Raw genomic sequence first — 17,578 nt, 5'->3', positions numbered from 1 at the left:
CGCCCCCACGCCATCCGTTCGAAGGACGGACGGTGCGATGACGCCCCAGATCGAGGCCTTTCTGGAGATGATGGCCGTCGAACGCGACGCCTCGCCCCACACTCTGTCCGCCTATGGCCGCGACCTGGCGGACGCCGAGACGGCGCTGTCGGACGCCGGCGGTCTGATGAAGGCCGATGCCGAGGCCGTCGAAGGATGGTTCGCCGACCTGTCGCGGCGCGGCCTGTCCGCCGCCACCGCCGCACGACGTCGGTCTTCCGCGCGCCAGTTCTATCGTTTCGCCCTGGCCGAGGGCTGGCGCACCGACGATCCGTCGCGTCGCATCGACGCGCCGAAACATGGCCGGTCCCTGCCCAAGGTGCTGAGCCGCCAGGAGATCGACGCCCTGCTGACCGCCTCAGCCAGCCGAGATGCGGCGGCAGGCCTGCGCCTGGTCGCCATGGTCGAGATGGCCTACGCCTCGGGTCTGCGCGTTTCGGAACTGCTGGGGCTCAAGGTCGAGGCCATCCGCCGCGACCCCGCCTATCTGATCGTGCGCGGCAAGGGCGGCAAGGAACGTCTCGCGCCGCTGAACACCGCCGCGCGCGAGGCGATCAAGGCCTGGCTGACGGCCCGCGACGCCAAGCTCAAGGGCAAGGATGGGCGTAAGCCCGAGGCGCCCGACAGTCCTTGGCTCTTCCCCTCTTCAGGCCGCACCGGCCACCTGACCCCGCGCCGCTTCGCCCAACTTTTGGACGAGGCCGCGATCACGGCCGGCATCGACCCGGCCCGCGTCAGCCCCCACGTCCTGCGCCACGCCTTCGCCACCCACCTGCTGGAAGGCGGCGCCGACCTGCGCGTCGTCCAGACCCTGCTGGGCCACGCCGACATCGCCACGACCCAGATCTACACCCACGTCGCCACCGACCGCCTGGCCCAGGTCGTCCACCAAAACCACCCCTTGGCGCGCGACGACTGAACCGCCGCTTGCCCGGCGGCGTTGACCTCTCTAGGTTCCCCCGCCTTCCCTAAGGGCGCTCTTGCCCGCTCGCAATTCCCGGACGCCTTGATGGCCACGCACTATCTCGACTTCGAAAAGCCGATCGCCGATCTGGAAGCCAAGATCGAGGAGCTGTCGCTGCTGTCCGACGCCTCGGGCGATTTCGACAATGAGATCGAGGGCCTGCGCAAGAAGGCCGAGCAGCTGCGCAAGAAGACCTATGCCGGTCTCGATCCCTGGATGAAGACCCAGGTCGCGCGCCACCCGCAGCGTCCGCACTTCATCGATTACGTCCAGAGCCTGTTCACCGACTGGAACGAGCTGCACGGCGACCGTCAGTTCGGCGACGACCAGGCCATACTGGGCGGCCTGGCGCGCTTTCGCGGTCGCCCGGTCGTGATCATGGGCCACGAGAAGGGCCACGACACCGCCACCCGCATCACCCACAACTTCGGCATGGCCCGGCCCGAGGGCTATCGCAAGGCGGTGCGCCTGATGGACATGGCCGAGCAGTTCGGCCTGCCGGTCCTCAGCTTCATCGACACCGCCGGCGCCTATCCGGGCCTGGGCGCCGAGGAGCGCGGCCAGGCCGAGGCCATCGCCCGTTCGACCGAGCGCTGCCTGACGCTGGGCGTGCCCTCCATCGCCACCATCACCGGCGAAGGCGGTTCGGGCGGCGCCATCGCCATCGCGGCGGCCAGCCGCGTGCTGATGCTGGAGCATTCGATCTATTCGGTCATCTCGCCCGAGGGCGCGGCCGGCATCCTGTGGCGCGATGGCGCGCGGGCCCGGGACGCGGCCATGGCCATGAAGATCACCGGCCCGGACCTGATGGGCCTAAAGATCGTGGATCGCCTGATCGAGGAACCGGTCGGCGGCGCCCATACCGACCGCGACGCCGCCATGGCCAATGTCGGCGACGTGCTGGCCGAAGAGCTGAAGGGTTTCGAGGGCCTGTCGCCCCAGCAGATCAAGAAGCGCCGCGCCGACCGCTTCTACTCCATCGGAGCGCTGTAACAGACAGCGTTAACGCAGCGTCCACCATCGTCTGCCAACCTTGGCCTTTATCGAGGGGCTTCGGGATTTGCGACCGGCCATGATCACGACGACGGCGGGACAGATCGAGGCCTACGCGGCATGAGCAGCGGCGAATCCCTGCGCGAAAGCGCCGTCTTCAACCTGAGCGGCGCGATCACGATGATCGTCGACGATTCGCCCTTCTCCCTGACGCTGACGTCCAACGCCCTGACCGGTTTCGGCATCCGCCCGGCCTTCGCCTGCAGCACGGGAACCCAGGCCAAGAAGCTGCTGACCGACAAGCCCATCGACCTCCTGGTGGTGGACACCGACATGCCGGACATCGACGGGTTCGAGCTGGTGCGCTGGCTGCGTCGATCCGGACCCAACCCCAACGCCTTCACGCCCGTCATCATGACCGCCAGCCATATCCGGCGCGGTCGCGTGGCCGAGGCCCGCGACTGCGGCGCCAACTTCGTCGTCACCAAACCCTTCAGCCCCGCCATGCTGCTGGAGCGCATCCTGTGGGTCGCGCGCGACAGTCGGCCCTTCCTGGAGGTCGGCGACTATCTGGGACCGGATCGCCGGTTCCGACACAGCGGCTATGAGGGCGTCGAACGCCGGGCCGACATGCTGCGCAAGGCCAATGCGATGGAGAGCCTGGCCCTATGACCGTCATCACCCACACCCAGCGCAAGTCGCGCCTGTCCGAAATGCTGGATCGCCCCGGCGGCGTCAGCGTCGGCGTCGCCCTGGCCCAGGCCAGGGCCAATCTGGACGCCTTGCAGGACCAGGCCCGCGCCATCATCGCCGACAATATCGCCGTCCTGCTGGCCAAGCCCGAGCCCGGGCTGATCGAGCCGATGCGGCTGGACCTGGCCTATTCCGCCTCCAGCCAGATCATCGACGCGGCCAGCCCGTTTGCGATGGACGACCTGTGCACGGCGGCCAAGGGTCTGTGCGACCTGCTGGACGCCGCGCCGCGCCAGGGGGGATTCGACTGGCGCATCGCCACCGTTCACGCCCAGGCGATGAAGCTGCTGCTGTCCCTGCCGGCCGAGGAACAGGCCGCGCGAACGGCCATCCTGACCAATCTGCACGAAGTCCTTCGCAAGAAGCTGCCCGCGAGCGATCAGTCCGCGACCTGAGACGCCTTGCCGGCGCGCGTCTGCTTGCGCCACAGGGCGGCGTATTCCCCGCCCTGACGCGCCACAAGCTCATGGTGCCCGCCGCGCTCGACGATCCGCCCGGCCTTCAGAACCAGGATTTGATCGGCGTCCGCCACGGTCGACAGCCTGTGCGCCACCACCAGGGTCGTGCGGCCGTGTCGGGCCTTTTGCAGGGTCCTTTGGATCGCCGCCTCGGTGCGGCTGTCCAGGGCGCTGGTCGCCTCGTCAAGGATCAGGATACAGGGATCGGCCAGCAAGGCTCGCGCGATGCCCACACGCTGGCGCTCGCCGCCCGACAGCTTCAGGCCCCGTTCTCCGACCTTGGTCTCCATCCCGTCCGGCAGGCCGCGAATGAAGTCGGCCAGTTCCGCCGCCTCGGCCGCCGCCCAGACCTGGGCCTCGTCCGCATCGGGCCGCGCGAAGGCGATATTGGCGCCCAGGGTGTCGTTGAACAGGGCCACGTCCTGCGGCACCAGGGCCACCGCCGCACGCAACGACGCCTGGGTCACCTGCCGCGCGTCATGCCCGTCGATCAGCACGCGCCCTTCCTGCGGATCCAGCAGCCGCAGCGCCAGTTTGACGATGGTGGACTTGCCCGCGCCGGACGGCCCGACCAGCGCCGTCGTCGTGCCGGGCGCCGCGAAGAAGCTGACGTCCTCCAGGCCGTTCGCGCGGGCATCGTGGCGGAAGCCGACGCCCTCGAACGCGACCGACGCCCCCCGCGCATCGACGGGTCGCGGCAGGGCCACAGCGTTTGGCGCATCGGCGACCTGGGGCGTCTGACGCGTCACCTTAAGCATCTCCTCCATGTCGATGAAGGACTGGCGGATTTCCCGATACGCGAAGCCCAGGATGTTGAGCGGCGCATACAGCGAGATCATGATCAGAACCGCCGCCGTCACGTCGCCCGGCCCCATCCGCCCGGCCGCCGCCTCGAACCCGGCCATCACCGCCATGACACCCAGACCCAGGTTCATCACCAGGGCCTGCATGCCGTTCAGCATGGCCAGCGAGCTGTTGGCCTTCAGCGAGGCCTCGGCATAGTCGCCCAGCGCCCGGTCATAGGTGGCGGCCGCACGCGTCTCGGCGCCGAACGACTTGACCGTCTCATAGTTCAGCAGGGCATCCACCGACACGCCGGCGGCCTCGGAATCGGCCGCATTCATGATCCGGCGATGTTCCAGCCGCCAGTTGGACATGGCGAAGGTGGCGGCGGTGTAGATCACCACCACGACCACGGCGACGGCCGCGAACCGCCAGTCGTATTTCGCGCCCAGCACCCCCGCCGCCAGCACCAGCTCGACCCCGGTCGGGATCAGGTTGAAGGCCAGGATACGCAGCAGGAAATCCACCGCGCGCGACCCGCGATCCATCGTCCGCGACAGGGCGCCCGAGCGTTTGGTCTGGTGGAAGTCCAGCGACAGGCTCAACGCGTGGGCGAAGGCCTCGGCCGCCGTGGTGCGCTGGGCGGCGGCGCGCACGGGCGCGAACACCACGTCCGAAATCAGGGGAGAGGCGGCCGACAGGAACCGCACAAAGGTCCAGCCGATGGCGAAGGCTGCAAAGCCCAGACCGACGGCAGTCGCCGCGCCCTGCCCCGCCGCCAGCCGATTGACCGCCGCGCCCAGCACCAGCGGCGCCATGACACCCAGCCCCTTGCCCGCCAGCGTCAATAGGATGGCGAAGGTCAGCCTAAGTTTCAGGTGCGGCGCGCCTGAACGGGCAACCAGCCGCGCAAGGTCCGCCAACGCCGTCAGCGTCGGGGGTCCGTCCGTCTTGTCCTGTGTGCTGCCTGCCTGCTGCGCCTTGACCATCGGGTCACGCCTGCCGCCGGAGCGTTCGCCTCGTATCGCCATGATCCGCATATGGAAACCCATTGCGACCGGGGAAAGGCCACGCTGGCGCGCGACCGGGGATTAGTCGCTCAACCCAGGCTGACGACCGCCTCGATCAACTCGTCCACGGCCGATTCCTGCGTCGCCCACGAACAGACGAAGCGAACCGATCCGTCGTCGAACGGATAGCAGGCCCAGCCCAGAGCGTTCAGGCGCGCGTGCGCCTCAGGCGACATCCGCACGAAGACGGCGTTGGCCTCGACCGGGTGGGCCAGCACGAAGGGCGTGCGTACCGCGATCCCCGCCGCCAGCTTCTGCGCCATCAGATTGGCGTGGGCGCCGCCCGATTCCCAGTCTCCGCTTTCCAGCAGCCCCAGCATCGGTCCCGACAACATCCGCGCCTTCGACGCGGTTTGCCCCGCCTGTTTCAGACGATTGTCCAGACGCCGCGCCAGGCGCTTGTCGAACAGGACGATGGCCTCGGCGCAGTTGGCGCCCGCCTTGGCCCCGCCGAACACCAGCACGTCTACGCCCAGGCGCGGGATGTCCTTCAGATCGAACCCCGACGCGACCGCATTGGTCAGGCGCGCGCCATCCATATGGACGCCGTAGCCCAGCGCCTTGGTCGGCTCGATCAGGTGGCGCAGCTCCTCCTCGGTATAGACCGCGCCATATTCGGTGGCCTGGGTCAGAGACAAGGCCGCCGGCGGCTGGCGGTGGCCGACTTCGGCCTCGCCCAGATGCGCCTGCAGGGCCAGCGGATCGATCTTGCCCGAAAAGCCCGGCAGGCCGATCAGGCCTACGCCATGACCGAAGAAGCCCGGCGCGCCGGTTTCGTCCGTGCAGATGTGGGCGGCGTTGTGCGTCAGAACCGCCTCATAGGGCTGGGCCAGCATCGACAGGGCGATGGCGTTGGCGGCCGTGCCGCTGAAGACGAACCGCACCTCGGCGTCCGCATCCAGCCGCTGGCGAATCTGATCGGCGGCGCGCGCGGTGACGTCGTCGCCGCCGTAGGCGCGGGCGAACCCCTTGTTGGCGCGCACCAGTCCTTCGATGGCGCTCAGGGCCATGCCGGCGGTGTTGTCGGATCCGAAATCGTAGCGCATCAGCGGGTCGTCGCCTTCAAATCAGCTGCGTCATCCTCGACAGTCCGCACACGGACCACGGGCATCACATCCTCGTCGCCATAAGGCACGGCGACCTGATGCGGGAACGGGATTTCGATACCGGCGGCGTCCAGCGCCTCCTTGCCGCCCTGCATCAGGTCGGCCTGGGTCTGCCACCAGTCGCCGACCTTGACCCAGGCGTGCAGGGTCACCTGGACCGAGCTGTCCAGCAGGCCCGTCACCCCCGTCCACGGGTGCGGGTCGTGCAGCACCTTGTCGTGCGCCTCGGCCATGTCGGCCAGAACGCAACGCGCCTGGTTCAGGTCGTCGCCGTAACCGACGGTGAAGTTGATCTCAATCCGGCGCGTCTGCTGTCCCGTCAGATTGGTCAAAGGATCGCTCAGAACCTTGGAATTCGGGATGACGATCTTGTGGTTGTTGGCGTTCGACAACTGGGTCGTGAACAGGTCGAGCCGCTGCACCGTGCCCGACATGCCGCCCACGTCCACGACGTCCCCGACGCGATAGGGCCGCAGCACCAGCAGCATGATCCCCGACGCCACGTTCGACAGCGTGCCTTGCAGCGCCAGACCGACCGCCAGCGACGCCGCGCCCAGGACCGCGATGATCGAGGTCGTCTGCACGCCCAGCCGCTGTAGCACCGCGATCATGCCGATGATGAACACCACCACCCGTACGACCTGCACCGCAAAGCTCAGAACCGTCGGATCGTGACGGAAGCCGCGCACCCGCGACAGGCCGTTTCGCGCCGCCCTTGACGCCCATTTCGCCGCAAAGACCGTCGCGGCGAAGATCAGGATGGCGATGGTCAGGTTGATCGCGAAATCACCGGCCATGTCGGTCAGTTTGGCGATCACGGCGGCGTCGATGGACACGGCCTTGCGCCCTGCGGCGACCGCTTCGGCGATAGGGGTGATATCGGCTGGGATGGGCGAAGACATGGGCCGGGTCTAACGCCTGACGCGCCGATTGGAACCCCCGTAAGCCCGATTTCAGACCTTGGCGATCCGCCCGCCGCCGCTTTCGATGGCGTCCAGCAGGTCCATCACGTCGTCGATGGTGTTGGCCTCTCGCGCCGGCTTGTCCCAGCGAATGCGGCTGACGCGCGGGAAACGCATGGCCACGCCCGACTTGTGCCGCGTCGATCGGTTCAACCCCTCGAAGGCGATCTCCAGCACCAGGCCGAAGTCGCGTTCGGCCCGCACCGACCGCACCGGCCCGAACCGGTCGATGGTGTGGTCGCGCACGAACTTATCGAGCTGCTTCAGCTCCTCGTCGGTGAAGCCGAAATAGGCCTTGCCCACCGGCGTCAGCGCCCCTTCAGGCGTCCAGACGCCGAAGGTGTAGTCGGAATAGAAGCTGGATCGTTTCCCATGTCCGCGCTGGGCGTACATCAGGACCGCGTCGATGACGTGGGGATCGCGCTTCCACTTGAACCACGGCCCCTTGGGCCGTCCCGCCAGATATGGGCTGTCCCAACGTTTCAGCATCAGCCCCTCGGCTGCCGCCCCGACCGGCGGATCGGCCCTGAGCCGCGCCAGCTGACCCCAATCGGCGTAATCGACCACCGGCGACAGATGCAGCCGCTCACCCGTGTGACCGGCCACCAGGGCCTCCAGCCGCGCCCGGCGCTGGCGAAGCGGCAAACTGCGCAAATCCTCGCCTTCCTGGGCCAGCAGGTCATAGGCGATCACCGCCGCCGGAAAGGCCTGCATGGCCTTGGCGTCCACCGTTTTGCGGTTAAGCCGCTGCTGCAGGTCTCCGAACGGCGCCACCGCCCCGTCGCGCCAGACGATCAGCTCGCCGTCGATCGCGCCTTGGAACGCCAGAGCCTCCATCACATCGGGAAAGGCGGCCGAAATCTCGTCGCCGGTGCGGGAATAGAGCTTGCCGACATCGCCCTCCAGCACCGCCTGAACCCGTATGCCGTCCCACTTCCACTCGGCGGCGTAATCGGCCGGCGACAGCTTGGGCAGATCGACCGCCTCGTCGATGGCGACCGCCAGCATGACGGGACGAAACCGGCCGGGCGCATCCGGGCTGGGCCGATCCGCCCTGCCCTCCAGCCAGGCGAACAGGTCGGCATAGGGCGGTTCGACCGCGTGCCAGACCTCCTCGATGGCCGAGGCGTCGATGGTGTCCAGCGTCATCTGGGCTTCGTCGCCGTCCGGCGACGGCGGCGCCATCACGGCGTCCGGGCGCATCATCGCCGCCGCCGTCTTGGCCAGCCGCGCCGACAGGCCCACACGCAAGGCCCCGGTCATCAGTTTCAGCAACGCCCAACGGCCCTTCGGCTCCAGCGCGTCCAGCCAGCCTTCCAGCAGACCGCGCACCTCGGCCCGGCTGGCGGTGCGCAGGGCCTCGACCACCTCGGCCAGTTCCGGCTCACGGTTGGGCCGGTGATCGGGGCTGACGGGCCAGATCAAGGCCACCGTCTCGGCTAAATCCCCGACATAGTCGTAGGACCAGCCGAACAGGACGCTGTCCACACGCCCCTCGACCGCCTTCCTGATCATGGCCGGTTTGGCGGCGTCGAACGTCAGGTCGCCCGTCAGCGCCGCCAGCGCCCAGCCCCGGTCAGGATCGGGCGTCGCCCTCAGATAATCCCTCACCAGCACCAGTTTCGCATTGCGCGAAGCCGTCAGGGACAGGCGATCCAGAAGCTCGGCGAAGGCGCGCATCGTCATCCATCTTGGGCGCTCGAAGCGTCGCCGCATAGCAGAACGAAAAACGCCCCGGAGGTTTCCCTCCGGGGCGCGTCTTCAATCTCAGGGGGATCAGTTGAACAGGCCGGCGATCACGGCGGTGATCAGACCCCCGGCGACGGCGGCCAGAACCACGTCATTGCCGCTGCGGACATATTGGTAGCCGCGGGGCGGAGCGCGCAGGCCATAACGTCCGTAGTCGTTCACCACATAGGCGTTGGTCCGGTAGTAGGACGGCATCCGCTGACCATAGCTCCAGGTCCGCACCGCATAGCCGCGCGGGGCGACGTAGCGAGGGGCGTTGTAGCGACGCTCGGCCCGCTGCCAACGGTCGTAGGCGCGCTGTTGCTGGCGATATTCCTGGCGGTCCTGGCGTTGGTCCTGACGGAACTCGCGGCGGTCGTCACGACGATCCTGGCGGTTATCGCGCTGCTCGTAGCGGTGATCGCCGCGCGACTGGGCCGAGGCTGCGCCGGCGGCGCCCAGTGCGGTGGTGGCCATCAACGCGGCCATCGTAGCGGTAAGGATCTTTCTCATGATCGTGTCTCCAACTGCGCCGAAGGGTTTCGACTTGAGTGCAGTTATGGAGCCTCGCGGCTGAGGCGTTTCTGAACCATCGTCAGAGGCCTACATTCACCTTAAGAACACGTCCCCGCCGCAATCACGCGGCGACGGAGGTCTCGGACGGCGGCAGCGCCATCTGCGCGACCGCCTCGCGTCCGCCCCCGACCCGTCCCATCAGGGCAGCCAGGGCGCTGAAATCGATGGGCTTGTTCAGATAGGCGTCGGCGCCGGCCTCCAGGCCTGCCTCGTGGTCTTCGTTGCGGGCGGAGGCCGAGAGGACGACGATGGGCGTGCCCGCATTCTGGCCCCCGCCGTCGCGAATAAGTCGGGTCGCGGTCAGGCCGTCCATCACCGGCATGTTCACGTCCATGATGATCAGGTCGAACGGCTGATCCTTGGCGATCTCGACCGCCATCTGGCCGTTTTCGGCCGTCGAGGTGACGTGGCTGGCCGAACTCATCCAGGCTTCCAGGATCATGCGGTTCACCGGATGGTCCTCGACCACCAGCACGCGCAGCGATTCGCCGCCCTTGATCTCGGCATGAACTTCGTCGGCCGCGAGCGGCTTGGCCCACTCCACCACCTCGGCCTCAATCTCCAGGGTGAAGCACGACCCTTCCGCCAGCCTTGAGGTGACGGTGATATCGCCGCCCATGATGTTGGCCATGCGCCGCGCAATGGTCAGGCCCAGGCCCGTGCCGCCGAAGCGGCGTGTGGAAGAGGTGTCGACCTGGGTGAAGGGCAGGAATAGCCGCTCCAGGTCCGCCGCGGCAATGCCGGTGCCGCTGTCCTTGACGATGAACTCGAACCGCACCCGCTGGTCCGACACGCGATGACCGCGCACGATGTAATGGATCTGGCCAGATTCGGTGAATTTGACCGCGTTCGACAGCAGGTTCTGAACCACCTGGCAGACCCGCAGCGGGTCGCCGCGCACCACCGTCGGGATTTCACCTTCCAGGGTCGAGACGAACTCCAGCCCCTTGGCCTCGGCCTGGGCTTCGAACGGTCCGGTGATCCGCTTGTGCAGGCTGTCGACGGCGATATCGACGACCTCGAAGTTCATCTTGCCCGCCTCGATCTTTGTCATGTCGAGGATGTCGTTCAGCAGCGACAGCAGGTTGTCGCCCGAGTTGCGGATGATCGACAGATACTCGCGCTGCGTCGCCTCCAGACGCGTCGCGCTGAGCAGTTGAGCTGCGCCCAGGACGCCGTTCATCGGCGTGCGCAGTTCGTGGGAAATCACGCCCAGGAAATTGGACTTCGCGTCGTTGGCGGCATTGGCCTTGTCGCGCGCAGCTTCCAGTTCCTCGATCAGATGGGACTGATGCGACTGGAAGGCGCGGATGCGTTCCTCGCGCAGCAGGGTCATGGTCACCAGGACGAACAGCCCCGCCGCCGTGAACGGCAGGACGGCCAGCATCGACCAGAAGTCGCTGGAGCCCCACAGGCTGAACAGAATGACCGCCGCCGCCGCACCGTAGGGGGACGAAATGATCAAGGCCTGACGCGGCGAACTGCGGAGCTGGGCGAACACCAGCACATAGCCGGAGATAATCAGGGCCAGGGCCAGCGGTCGTCCGAAATCGGAAAGCGAAAACCAGGCCAGCAAGGGCGCGATGGCCCAGGCGCCGGTCGTCACCGTAGCGACGATGGGGAAGATGACCCCCCAGTTCGTGCCCACGCGATGGCTCAGCCGGTGTTCGACCAAGCCGCGCACCGCGCCCGCCGCGACCGTCACGCCGAACCACAGCACCGCCTGCCACAGACCCACCGTGCCTAGCAGCCCGAGAGCCCACGAGGCAATGATCAGGTAGCGCAGATATTGCGTTTGCAGGATGGCCGTCAGGGCCTGGGCTGCATCGCCGGCGCGCTGATCGCCCTCTAACGCTTTCGCGACGCCGTCGGATTCCACCATAAGCCCAGATCCCCACGTTCTGTTTGGTCGCGTGACGCTAAGACGAAGGTTCTAAGACGATGTGAACGCTGTTTTTTCCGTCATATCGATTCCCCCGCCTCCTCCGGCGTCAGCGCCTTGATCGACAGGGCGTGGACGGGTCCGGCCATCTCGTCCTTGAGCAAGTCGTTGACCGCCCGTTGACGCGCCAGACGCGACTGCCCCTGGAAAGCGGCTGAAACGATCACCAGATTGAAGTGGCTTTCCCCACCGGGCTTTGCATCCATCCCGCCTTCATGGTGATGGCCGGCGTGTCGCCAGCTGTCATCTTCGACCTCCAGCCGTTGCGGCGAGAGCCCATCGGTCAGTTTTGCACGAATAATCGTCGCAACCGGGCCTTCTGACATGATCGATTCCTTGATGCTGTCCCATTCGGCCTTACACTTCGGCTGATGTCCGCCTCCTTTCAATACAAGCCGCGCTTCACCGACATTCGGGTGAAGCCGCCCAAACCCGAGGAAGAGGCGGCGAAAGCCGACGTCCTTCACCTCAAGCCGGGCGAGACGCCGTGCCAATGGCCCGACTGCCGCAGGGCGGCGGCCGCCAAGGCGCCGAAGTCGCGAGAGCGGCTGAACGACTTCTATGAGTTCTGCCAGCCCCACGCCGGCGAGTACAACAAGGGCTGGAACTTCTACGCAGGCATGAGCGAAGGCCAGATTCGCAACCTTCAGGAAAACGAGGCCATGACCGGCGGCCGCCCGACCTGGGAAATGCAGGCCGGCAAGTTCACGCGAGAAGCCGCCGCCTTCGCCGCCAAGATGGGCACGTCCAACACCACCGGCGCAGGTTCATGGCGCGACAGCTTCGGCCTGTTCGGTCGCAAGGGCGATCAGGCGCCTCAGTCTCCGACCGAGGATCGCCGCATCGGCAAGCTGGAACGCGCCGCCCTGGCCGATCTCGATCTGGATCCCGGCGCGGACAAGGCCAAGATCAAGGCCCAGTACCACGACTTGCTGAAACGCTTTCACCCCGACACCAACAACGGCGACCGGGGCGCGGAGGCCAAGCTGCAACGTGTCATCAAGGCCTGGAAGACGCTCAAGAAGGCCGGCCTGGCCTGATCTCGCCTATTCGGCGTAGATCATCTTGCGCGTCATGCCGCCGTCCACCGTCAACACCTGACCCGTGACGAAGCCCGCGTCGGCCAGATAAAGCACGGCCTGAGCGATGTCCTCGACGCGTCCGAGCCGGCCGACGGGATGCTGATCGTGATCGACGGGACGCAGGTCGTCGTCGCCGGAAATCCAGCCAGGCGCGATCGCATTCACTCGCGTCTTCGGCCCCAGGCTGATGGCCAGGGCGTGAGCCAGTGCGACCATGGCGCCCTTGGATGCGGCATAGGCCTCGGTCTCGGGTTCCGACATGAAGGCGCGGGTCGAGGCCATGTTGATGATGCTCCCGCCCTTCGCCATCAACGGAATGGCGCTGCGGGTCATCAGGAAGGCGCCCGTCAGATGGCTGTCCACCGTCTTGCGCCAGTCCTCCAGCGAAAGCTCGGCCAGCGGCCCGTTGACCGGATCAGCCACGCCGCCATTGTTCACCAACAGGTCCAGCTCCGACCAGCCGAGGTCCTCATAGGCTTTGGCGACCGAGGCCTCGTCGCCAATGTCGCACAGGATATGGCGGCCGTCGGCCTTGCCGGCTTTCAGATCGAAGGACGCCACCTCCCACCCGCGCGCGACCAAGGCCTTGCAGACGCCGGATCCGATCAGACCTGCACCACCCGTAACGATTGCTTTTCTCATGGGCTTGGAACCGGCGAAGCCGGGCTTGGTTGCGCCGCGCCTGCCCTAACCCGCCGCCCCGCTGTTGGAAGCGGTCATCATCGGCGCCGACGGTTCGCGGAAATAGCGGTCGATGCCGTCCGCGACCGACTTCATCAAACGACGGCGCGCGCGCTCGTCGGTCAGCAGCCGCTCGTCCTCGGGATTGGTGATGAAGCCCATCTCCAGCAGCACGGCCGGCACATCGGGCGCCAGCAGAACGGCCAGACCCGCATCGCGGTGGCTGCGGCGCAGCAGGGGCTGGTCCGAGCCTTCCAGATGGGTCAGCAGGACGCGGGCGAACTGGGCCGAGCGATTCTGGGTCGCGCGCTGGGTCATGTCCAGCAGGATTCGGTCCACCGACGGGTCGCGGCCCGGCAGGTGCAGTTCGCGGTGCCAATTGTCGCCGCGCGTGAACTCGCGCACGGCCCGGCCGGCGCCCTGTTCCGACAGCGTATAGACGCTGGCCCCGCGCAGCGCTGGATCGGCCCCGGCGTCAGCGTGCAGGGATATAAACAGGTCGGCGTCCGACTGACGCGCAATGGACACCCGGCGATACAGGTCGACATACCGATCGTCGGACCGCGTCAGCCGCACGCGGTAACGACCGTTCTTCTCCAGTTCGGTCTTCAGCGCCAGGGCGGCGGCCAAGGTGACTTCCTTTTCCTTGGCGCGAGCGCCGCTGGCGCCGGGATCGTTGCCGCCGTGGCCGGCGTCGATGACGATCAGCGGCCGTTCGGCCCGGCGCGGCGCAGGCGCGGCGGACGCGCGCGCAGCCGCGCCGGTCGCCTTCAGATCCACGACATAACGATAGTGGCTGACGCCGTCGCCGGGCGGCAGCAGGAAACGGCGCTCGATCTCGCTGCCGCGCGCCAGCTCCAACTGAACCCGCGACGCCCCCCCAGACGAGGTCACCTCGTAAGACCTTACCAGGCCCGATCCGCCGCCGTTCAGTCCCCGTCCCGGCGCAACGCCGTTCAGGGCCAGGATTACGCGGCCCTCGCCGCCCGCGTCGATGACGCGCCCTTGCGCCGACTTGTCCAGATCGATGACCACACGGGTTCGGTCGCCGTCAGCGCCGAAGCGCACCGCCAGCACGTCGCCTTGGGCGCCCCAGGCGAAACCGCGCGTCGCAGACAGACCGACCATGCAGATGACAACGAAGGCCAAGGCGGTCATCGCCCATTCCTTCGCGCCCCAGCGCATCAAACCTGTCAAAACGCGACCGCTCATTGCGACGCCAAACCCAAATAAAGCCTACTAGGCCGTCATCATGCCAGAGGCTCGTATTCAGGGGGTTAAGGCGAACGCCTTTTAATTCTCCAGTTGCGTGACTATGCTGTGAACCGCTCGCGAACCGATCGCGCCGATTTCGCCTCTGCGAATCTTGGCGCGCCCTCCTCGCGGCGTTGACTTTCACCAATCCGAGAACCGCCCCGGCATCGCCGATGGTTCGAAGAGCGGACCAGGGACGCGGCCTTCCCAAGGGATTGGCGCGCCCGGTTCAGGACCGACGACTTCAATGGGCCTTTCCGCCTGCGTTCCCCAACGGCTTGATCAAGCCCGCTTCGCCGTTCTCGGCGAGGGGATGTCGCGCGCGCCGGCCCTCACCTTCATTCGGCGAGCCGCCATGACCCTGCCCGGTGTTCCGGGACGGTCGGCCTGCGCGCGCCAGAGAGAGACTATCCATGTCAAAGACAATGCTGATCGATGCGGCGCATCCCGAGGAGACCCGGGTCGCCATCGTGGACGGACGCCAAATTGAGGAATTCGATTTCGAATCCCGTGCGAAGCGCCAGCTTCGCGGCAACATTTACCTCGCCAAGGTCACCCGCGTAGAGCCCAGCCTGCAGGCTGCGTTCATCGAATACGGCGGCAACCGCCACGGCTTCCTGGCCTTCAACGAAATCCACCCGGACTATTACCAGATCCCGGTCGCCGATCGCGAAGCCATCATGGCCGAAGCGCACGACGACGAGGACGAGGACGATCTGGATCGGGAATCCACCGGCGACGACGTCGATCCCGAAGGCGCCCTGGCCGACGAGGAACGTCTGAAGCGCCGCCTGATGCGTCGCTACAAGATCCAGGACGTCATCAAGCGCCGCCAGATCCTGCTGGTTCAGGTCGTCAAGGACGAACGCGGCGCCAAGGGCGCGGCCCTGACCACCTGGCTGTCGCTGGCCGGCCGCTACTGCGTCCTGATGCCCAATACGGGCAAGGGCGGCGGCATCAGCCGCAAGATCACCAACACCTCCGACCGTCGCCGCCTGAAGAGCGCCGTCTCGGCCCTGGACGTGCCCAAGGGCATGGGCCTGATCATCCGCACGGCCGGCGCCAAGCGCACCAAGGCCGAGATCAAGCGCGACTATCAATATCTGCTGCGTCTGTGGGAGACGATCCGCGAAACCACCCTCGCCTCTCACGCCCCCTCGGTGATCTACGAGGAAGAGAACCTTGTCCGCCGCGCCGTGCGCGACATGTTCGACAAGGATTTCGACGGCATTCAGGTCGAGGGCGTCGAAGGCTTCAAGGAAGCGCGCGACTTCATGCGCGTGCTGATGCCCGCCCAGGCCAACAAGGTTCACCTGTATCGCGGCTCGCGGCCCCTGTTCGCCGCCAACGGCATCGAGGAATTGCTGACGCAGATCCACCAGCCGGTCGTGCCGCTGAAGTCCGGCGGCTATCTGGTTATCAACCAGACCGAGGCCCTGGTGGCCATCGACGTCAACTCCGGCCGCGCCACCAAGGAACGCAACGTCGAGCAGACGGCGTTCAAGACCAATATGGAAGCGGCCGAAGAAGCCGCCCGCCAGCTGCGCCTGCGCGACCTCGCCGGCCTGGTCGTGATCGACTTCATCGACATGGATGAGGGCAAGAACAACCGCGCCGTCGAGCGCGTGTTGAAGGAAGCCCTGTCCTCCGACCGCGCCCGCATCCAGATGGGCCGCATCTCGCCGTTCGGCCTGATGGAGATCAGCCGCCAGCGTCGCCGCCTGGGCGTGATCGAGGGCGCCACCGAGGCCTGCCCGCACTGCCAGGGCACGGGACGCATCCGCTCGGCCGAATCCGCCGCCCTGATGACCCTGCGCGCGGTCGACATCGAGGCCGGCAAGAACGGCGCGGGCGTCGTGGTGCTGAAGGTCTGCACCGCCGTCGGCCTGTACATCCTGAACCACAAGCGCGCCTATCTGCAGTCGCTGCTGGAACGTCGCGGCCTGAACGTCATCGTCCAGATCGACGACAGCCTGGGTCAGGGCGAACACAATATCGAGCGCACCGAGACCAACGAGGACTTCGTCGCGCCCGAGATCGAGATGCCCAATCTCGACGACGACTTCGACGCCTCGCTGTACGAAGACGAGGATGAGGACGACGACGAGGAAATCGTCGGCGACGACGACGACGACGATGTCGAGGCGCTGGACCGCGAGGACAGCGACGACGACGAGCCGCGCGAACGTTCTGAACGCGCCGAGTCCGGCGGTCGTGACCGCGATCGCGGTCGGGGCCGCAATCGCCGCCGTCGTGGCGGTCGTCGCGACGACGAGACCGCCGAGGTCGCCGAAACCGTCGAAGCCGCCGACACCCTGAACATCGACGACGCCTCGGACGACGAGGAAGACGAGAACGGCCGTCGCCGTCGCCGTGGCCGCCGTGGCGGTCGCCGTGTCCGCGAGGATGGCGAGCGCGACGTCTATACCTGGGTGCGCGGTCGCACGCCGTCGCTGGACGACCCCTATGTCTGGTTCGACCCGCTGAATCCGGGCCGGTCGGAAGGTCGTCCTGAGCGCTCCGAACGGGCTGAGCGTCCTGAGCGCGTCGAACGCCCCGCTGTGGCTCAGTCCGAGGTCGAAGGCCTGGACGCTGTCGCTGGTGAAGGCGCCGGCGAAGAGGGCGGCCGTTCGCGCCGTCGCCGTCGTCGCGGTCGGGGTCGTGGCGACGCGCCTGTCGGTCACGAGATCAAGGTCGAGAACCGCGCCACCAACGAAGGCATGCCGCCCGACGGCTCGCCCGAGACGCCGATGGCCGTGATGGTCGATACGCCCGCCGAGACGACCGAAATCGATACCCCGGCTGTCGCGCCGGAACCGCAACGTCGTCGCGTTCGCCGCAAATCGGCCAGCGCCAATGTCGAGATCGCGGCCGAACCGCATCCCGACACGGCCATCGAGCCGAACGAGGCTGCGGTCGAGGGCGCGCCGGTCGAACTGGACGTGACCCCGCAGGAGGCCCTGGCGGCTGAGCCTGTCGAGGTCTCGCCGGTTGAGGAGCCGGCTCCGATTCCGGTCGCAGAAGCTGTTCTGGCCGAGCCGTTCGTCGCGCCAGTCCCCGAGATCGATGTCGAGGCGATCATCGCCGAAGATCCGAACCAGATCGTCGCACCGCCTGAAAAGCCCAAGCGTGGATGGTGGCGCCGCTGATCGGTCACGATTAGACTGTCAGGATGCAGGCGGGGGCC

Annotated in this window: 15 protein-coding genes; 6 read left to right on the top strand and 9 right to left on the bottom strand. The window is 67.1% G+C overall.

Annotated elements, in window-relative coordinates; translation table 11 throughout:
• The first annotated feature begins 37 nt into the window (after positions 1-37).
• The 4 genes from ACP7BH_RS01775 (at position 38) to ACP7BH_RS01760 (ending at position 3,144) form a co-directional block, all read left to right on the top strand.
• A complete protein-coding gene (locus ACP7BH_RS01775; RefSeq protein WP_425984231.1) occupies positions 38-958 on the top strand; it encodes a site-specific tyrosine recombinase XerD in 921 nt (306 codons plus the stop codon).
• 90 nt (positions 959-1,048) lie between these two features.
• A complete protein-coding gene (locus ACP7BH_RS01770) occupies positions 1,049-1,996 on the top strand; it encodes an acetyl-CoA carboxylase carboxyltransferase subunit alpha (protein WP_425984233.1) in 948 nt (315 codons plus the stop codon).
• Between the two features lie 120 nt (positions 1,997-2,116).
• Positions 2,117-2,668, top strand: coding sequence for a response regulator (locus ACP7BH_RS01765; protein WP_425984235.1), 552 nt, complete (start codon positions 2,117-2,119; stop codon positions 2,666-2,668).
• Complete coding sequence (locus ACP7BH_RS01760) at positions 2,665-3,144, top strand: chemotaxis protein CheE (RefSeq protein ID WP_425984237.1); 480 nt, start codon at positions 2,665-2,667, stop codon at positions 3,142-3,144. Before ACP7BH_RS01765 ends, ACP7BH_RS01760 begins: the two co-directional genes overlap by 4 nt.
• Here ACP7BH_RS01760 and ACP7BH_RS01755 read toward each other — a convergent pair.
• From ACP7BH_RS01755 to ACP7BH_RS01725, 7 genes are all read right to left on the bottom strand, one after another.
• A complete protein-coding gene (locus ACP7BH_RS01755) occupies positions 3,129-5,021 on the bottom strand; it encodes an ABCB family ABC transporter ATP-binding protein/permease (RefSeq protein ID WP_426043322.1) in 1,893 nt (630 codons plus the stop codon). The genes ACP7BH_RS01760 and ACP7BH_RS01755 overlap by 16 nt on opposite strands.
• 68 nt (positions 5,022-5,089) lie before the next feature.
• On the bottom strand, positions 5,090-6,106 hold the full coding sequence (locus ACP7BH_RS01750; protein ID WP_425984241.1) for a threonine aldolase family protein: 1,017 nt from the start codon (positions 6,104-6,106) through the stop codon (positions 5,090-5,092).
• Entirely contained in the window at positions 6,106-7,068 is a 963-nt protein-coding gene (locus tag ACP7BH_RS01745; RefSeq protein ID WP_425984243.1) for a mechanosensitive ion channel family protein, read from the bottom strand. Before ACP7BH_RS01745 ends, ACP7BH_RS01750 begins: the two co-directional genes overlap by 1 nt.
• Before the next feature lie 51 nt (positions 7,069-7,119).
• Entirely contained in the window at positions 7,120-8,808 is a 1,689-nt protein-coding gene (locus ACP7BH_RS01740; protein WP_425984245.1) for a cisplatin damage response ATP-dependent DNA ligase, read from the bottom strand.
• A gap of 96 nt (positions 8,809-8,904) precedes the next feature.
• Positions 8,905-9,369 (bottom strand): RcnB family protein, encoded by a 465-nt coding sequence (locus tag ACP7BH_RS01735; protein WP_425984247.1) that lies wholly within the window; start codon positions 9,367-9,369, stop codon positions 8,905-8,907.
• Between the two features lie 124 nt (positions 9,370-9,493).
• Positions 9,494-11,314 carry a response regulator gene (locus ACP7BH_RS01730; protein WP_425984249.1) on the bottom strand — a complete coding sequence of 607 codons (1,821 nt, stop codon included), beginning with the start codon at positions 11,312-11,314 and terminating at the stop codon, positions 9,494-9,496.
• A gap of 80 nt (positions 11,315-11,394) precedes the next feature.
• Positions 11,395-11,700, bottom strand: coding sequence for a BolA family protein (locus ACP7BH_RS01725; RefSeq protein WP_425984251.1), 306 nt, complete (start codon positions 11,698-11,700; stop codon positions 11,395-11,397).
• A gap of 45 nt (positions 11,701-11,745) precedes the next feature.
• Between ACP7BH_RS01725 and ACP7BH_RS01720 the strand changes: the two genes are divergently transcribed.
• Complete coding sequence (locus ACP7BH_RS01720; RefSeq protein ID WP_425984253.1) at positions 11,746-12,414, top strand: J domain-containing protein; 669 nt, start codon at positions 11,746-11,748, stop codon at positions 12,412-12,414.
• Positions 12,415-12,420: 6 nt separating this feature from the next.
• On the opposite strand, the gene ACP7BH_RS01715 is transcribed toward ACP7BH_RS01720, so the two are convergent.
• Positions 12,421-13,098: an SDR family oxidoreductase gene (locus ACP7BH_RS01715; protein ID WP_425984255.1), complete on the bottom strand. Its 678-nt coding sequence runs from the start codon at positions 13,096-13,098 to the stop codon at positions 12,421-12,423.
• A 45-nt stretch (positions 13,099-13,143) separates the two neighbouring features.
• A complete protein-coding gene (locus ACP7BH_RS01710; RefSeq protein ID WP_425984257.1) occupies positions 13,144-14,295 on the bottom strand; it encodes an N-acetylmuramoyl-L-alanine amidase family protein in 1,152 nt (383 codons plus the stop codon).
• A 509-nt stretch (positions 14,296-14,804) separates the two neighbouring features.
• Between ACP7BH_RS01710 and ACP7BH_RS01705 the strand changes: the two genes are divergently transcribed.
• Positions 14,805-17,540 carry an Rne/Rng family ribonuclease gene (locus ACP7BH_RS01705; RefSeq protein ID WP_425984259.1) on the top strand — a complete coding sequence of 912 codons (2,736 nt, stop codon included), beginning with the start codon at positions 14,805-14,807 and terminating at the stop codon, positions 17,538-17,540.
• Positions 17,541-17,578 lie beyond the last annotated feature (38 nt).

Origin of the sequence: Brevundimonas sp. TWP2-1, from assembly GCF_049897645.1 — a bacterium.
Classification (GTDB): domain Bacteria; phylum Pseudomonadota; class Alphaproteobacteria; order Caulobacterales; family Caulobacteraceae; genus Brevundimonas.
Note: the sequence above shows the minus strand (reverse complement) of the source record. Positions and strands in the feature narration are given on the sequence as shown.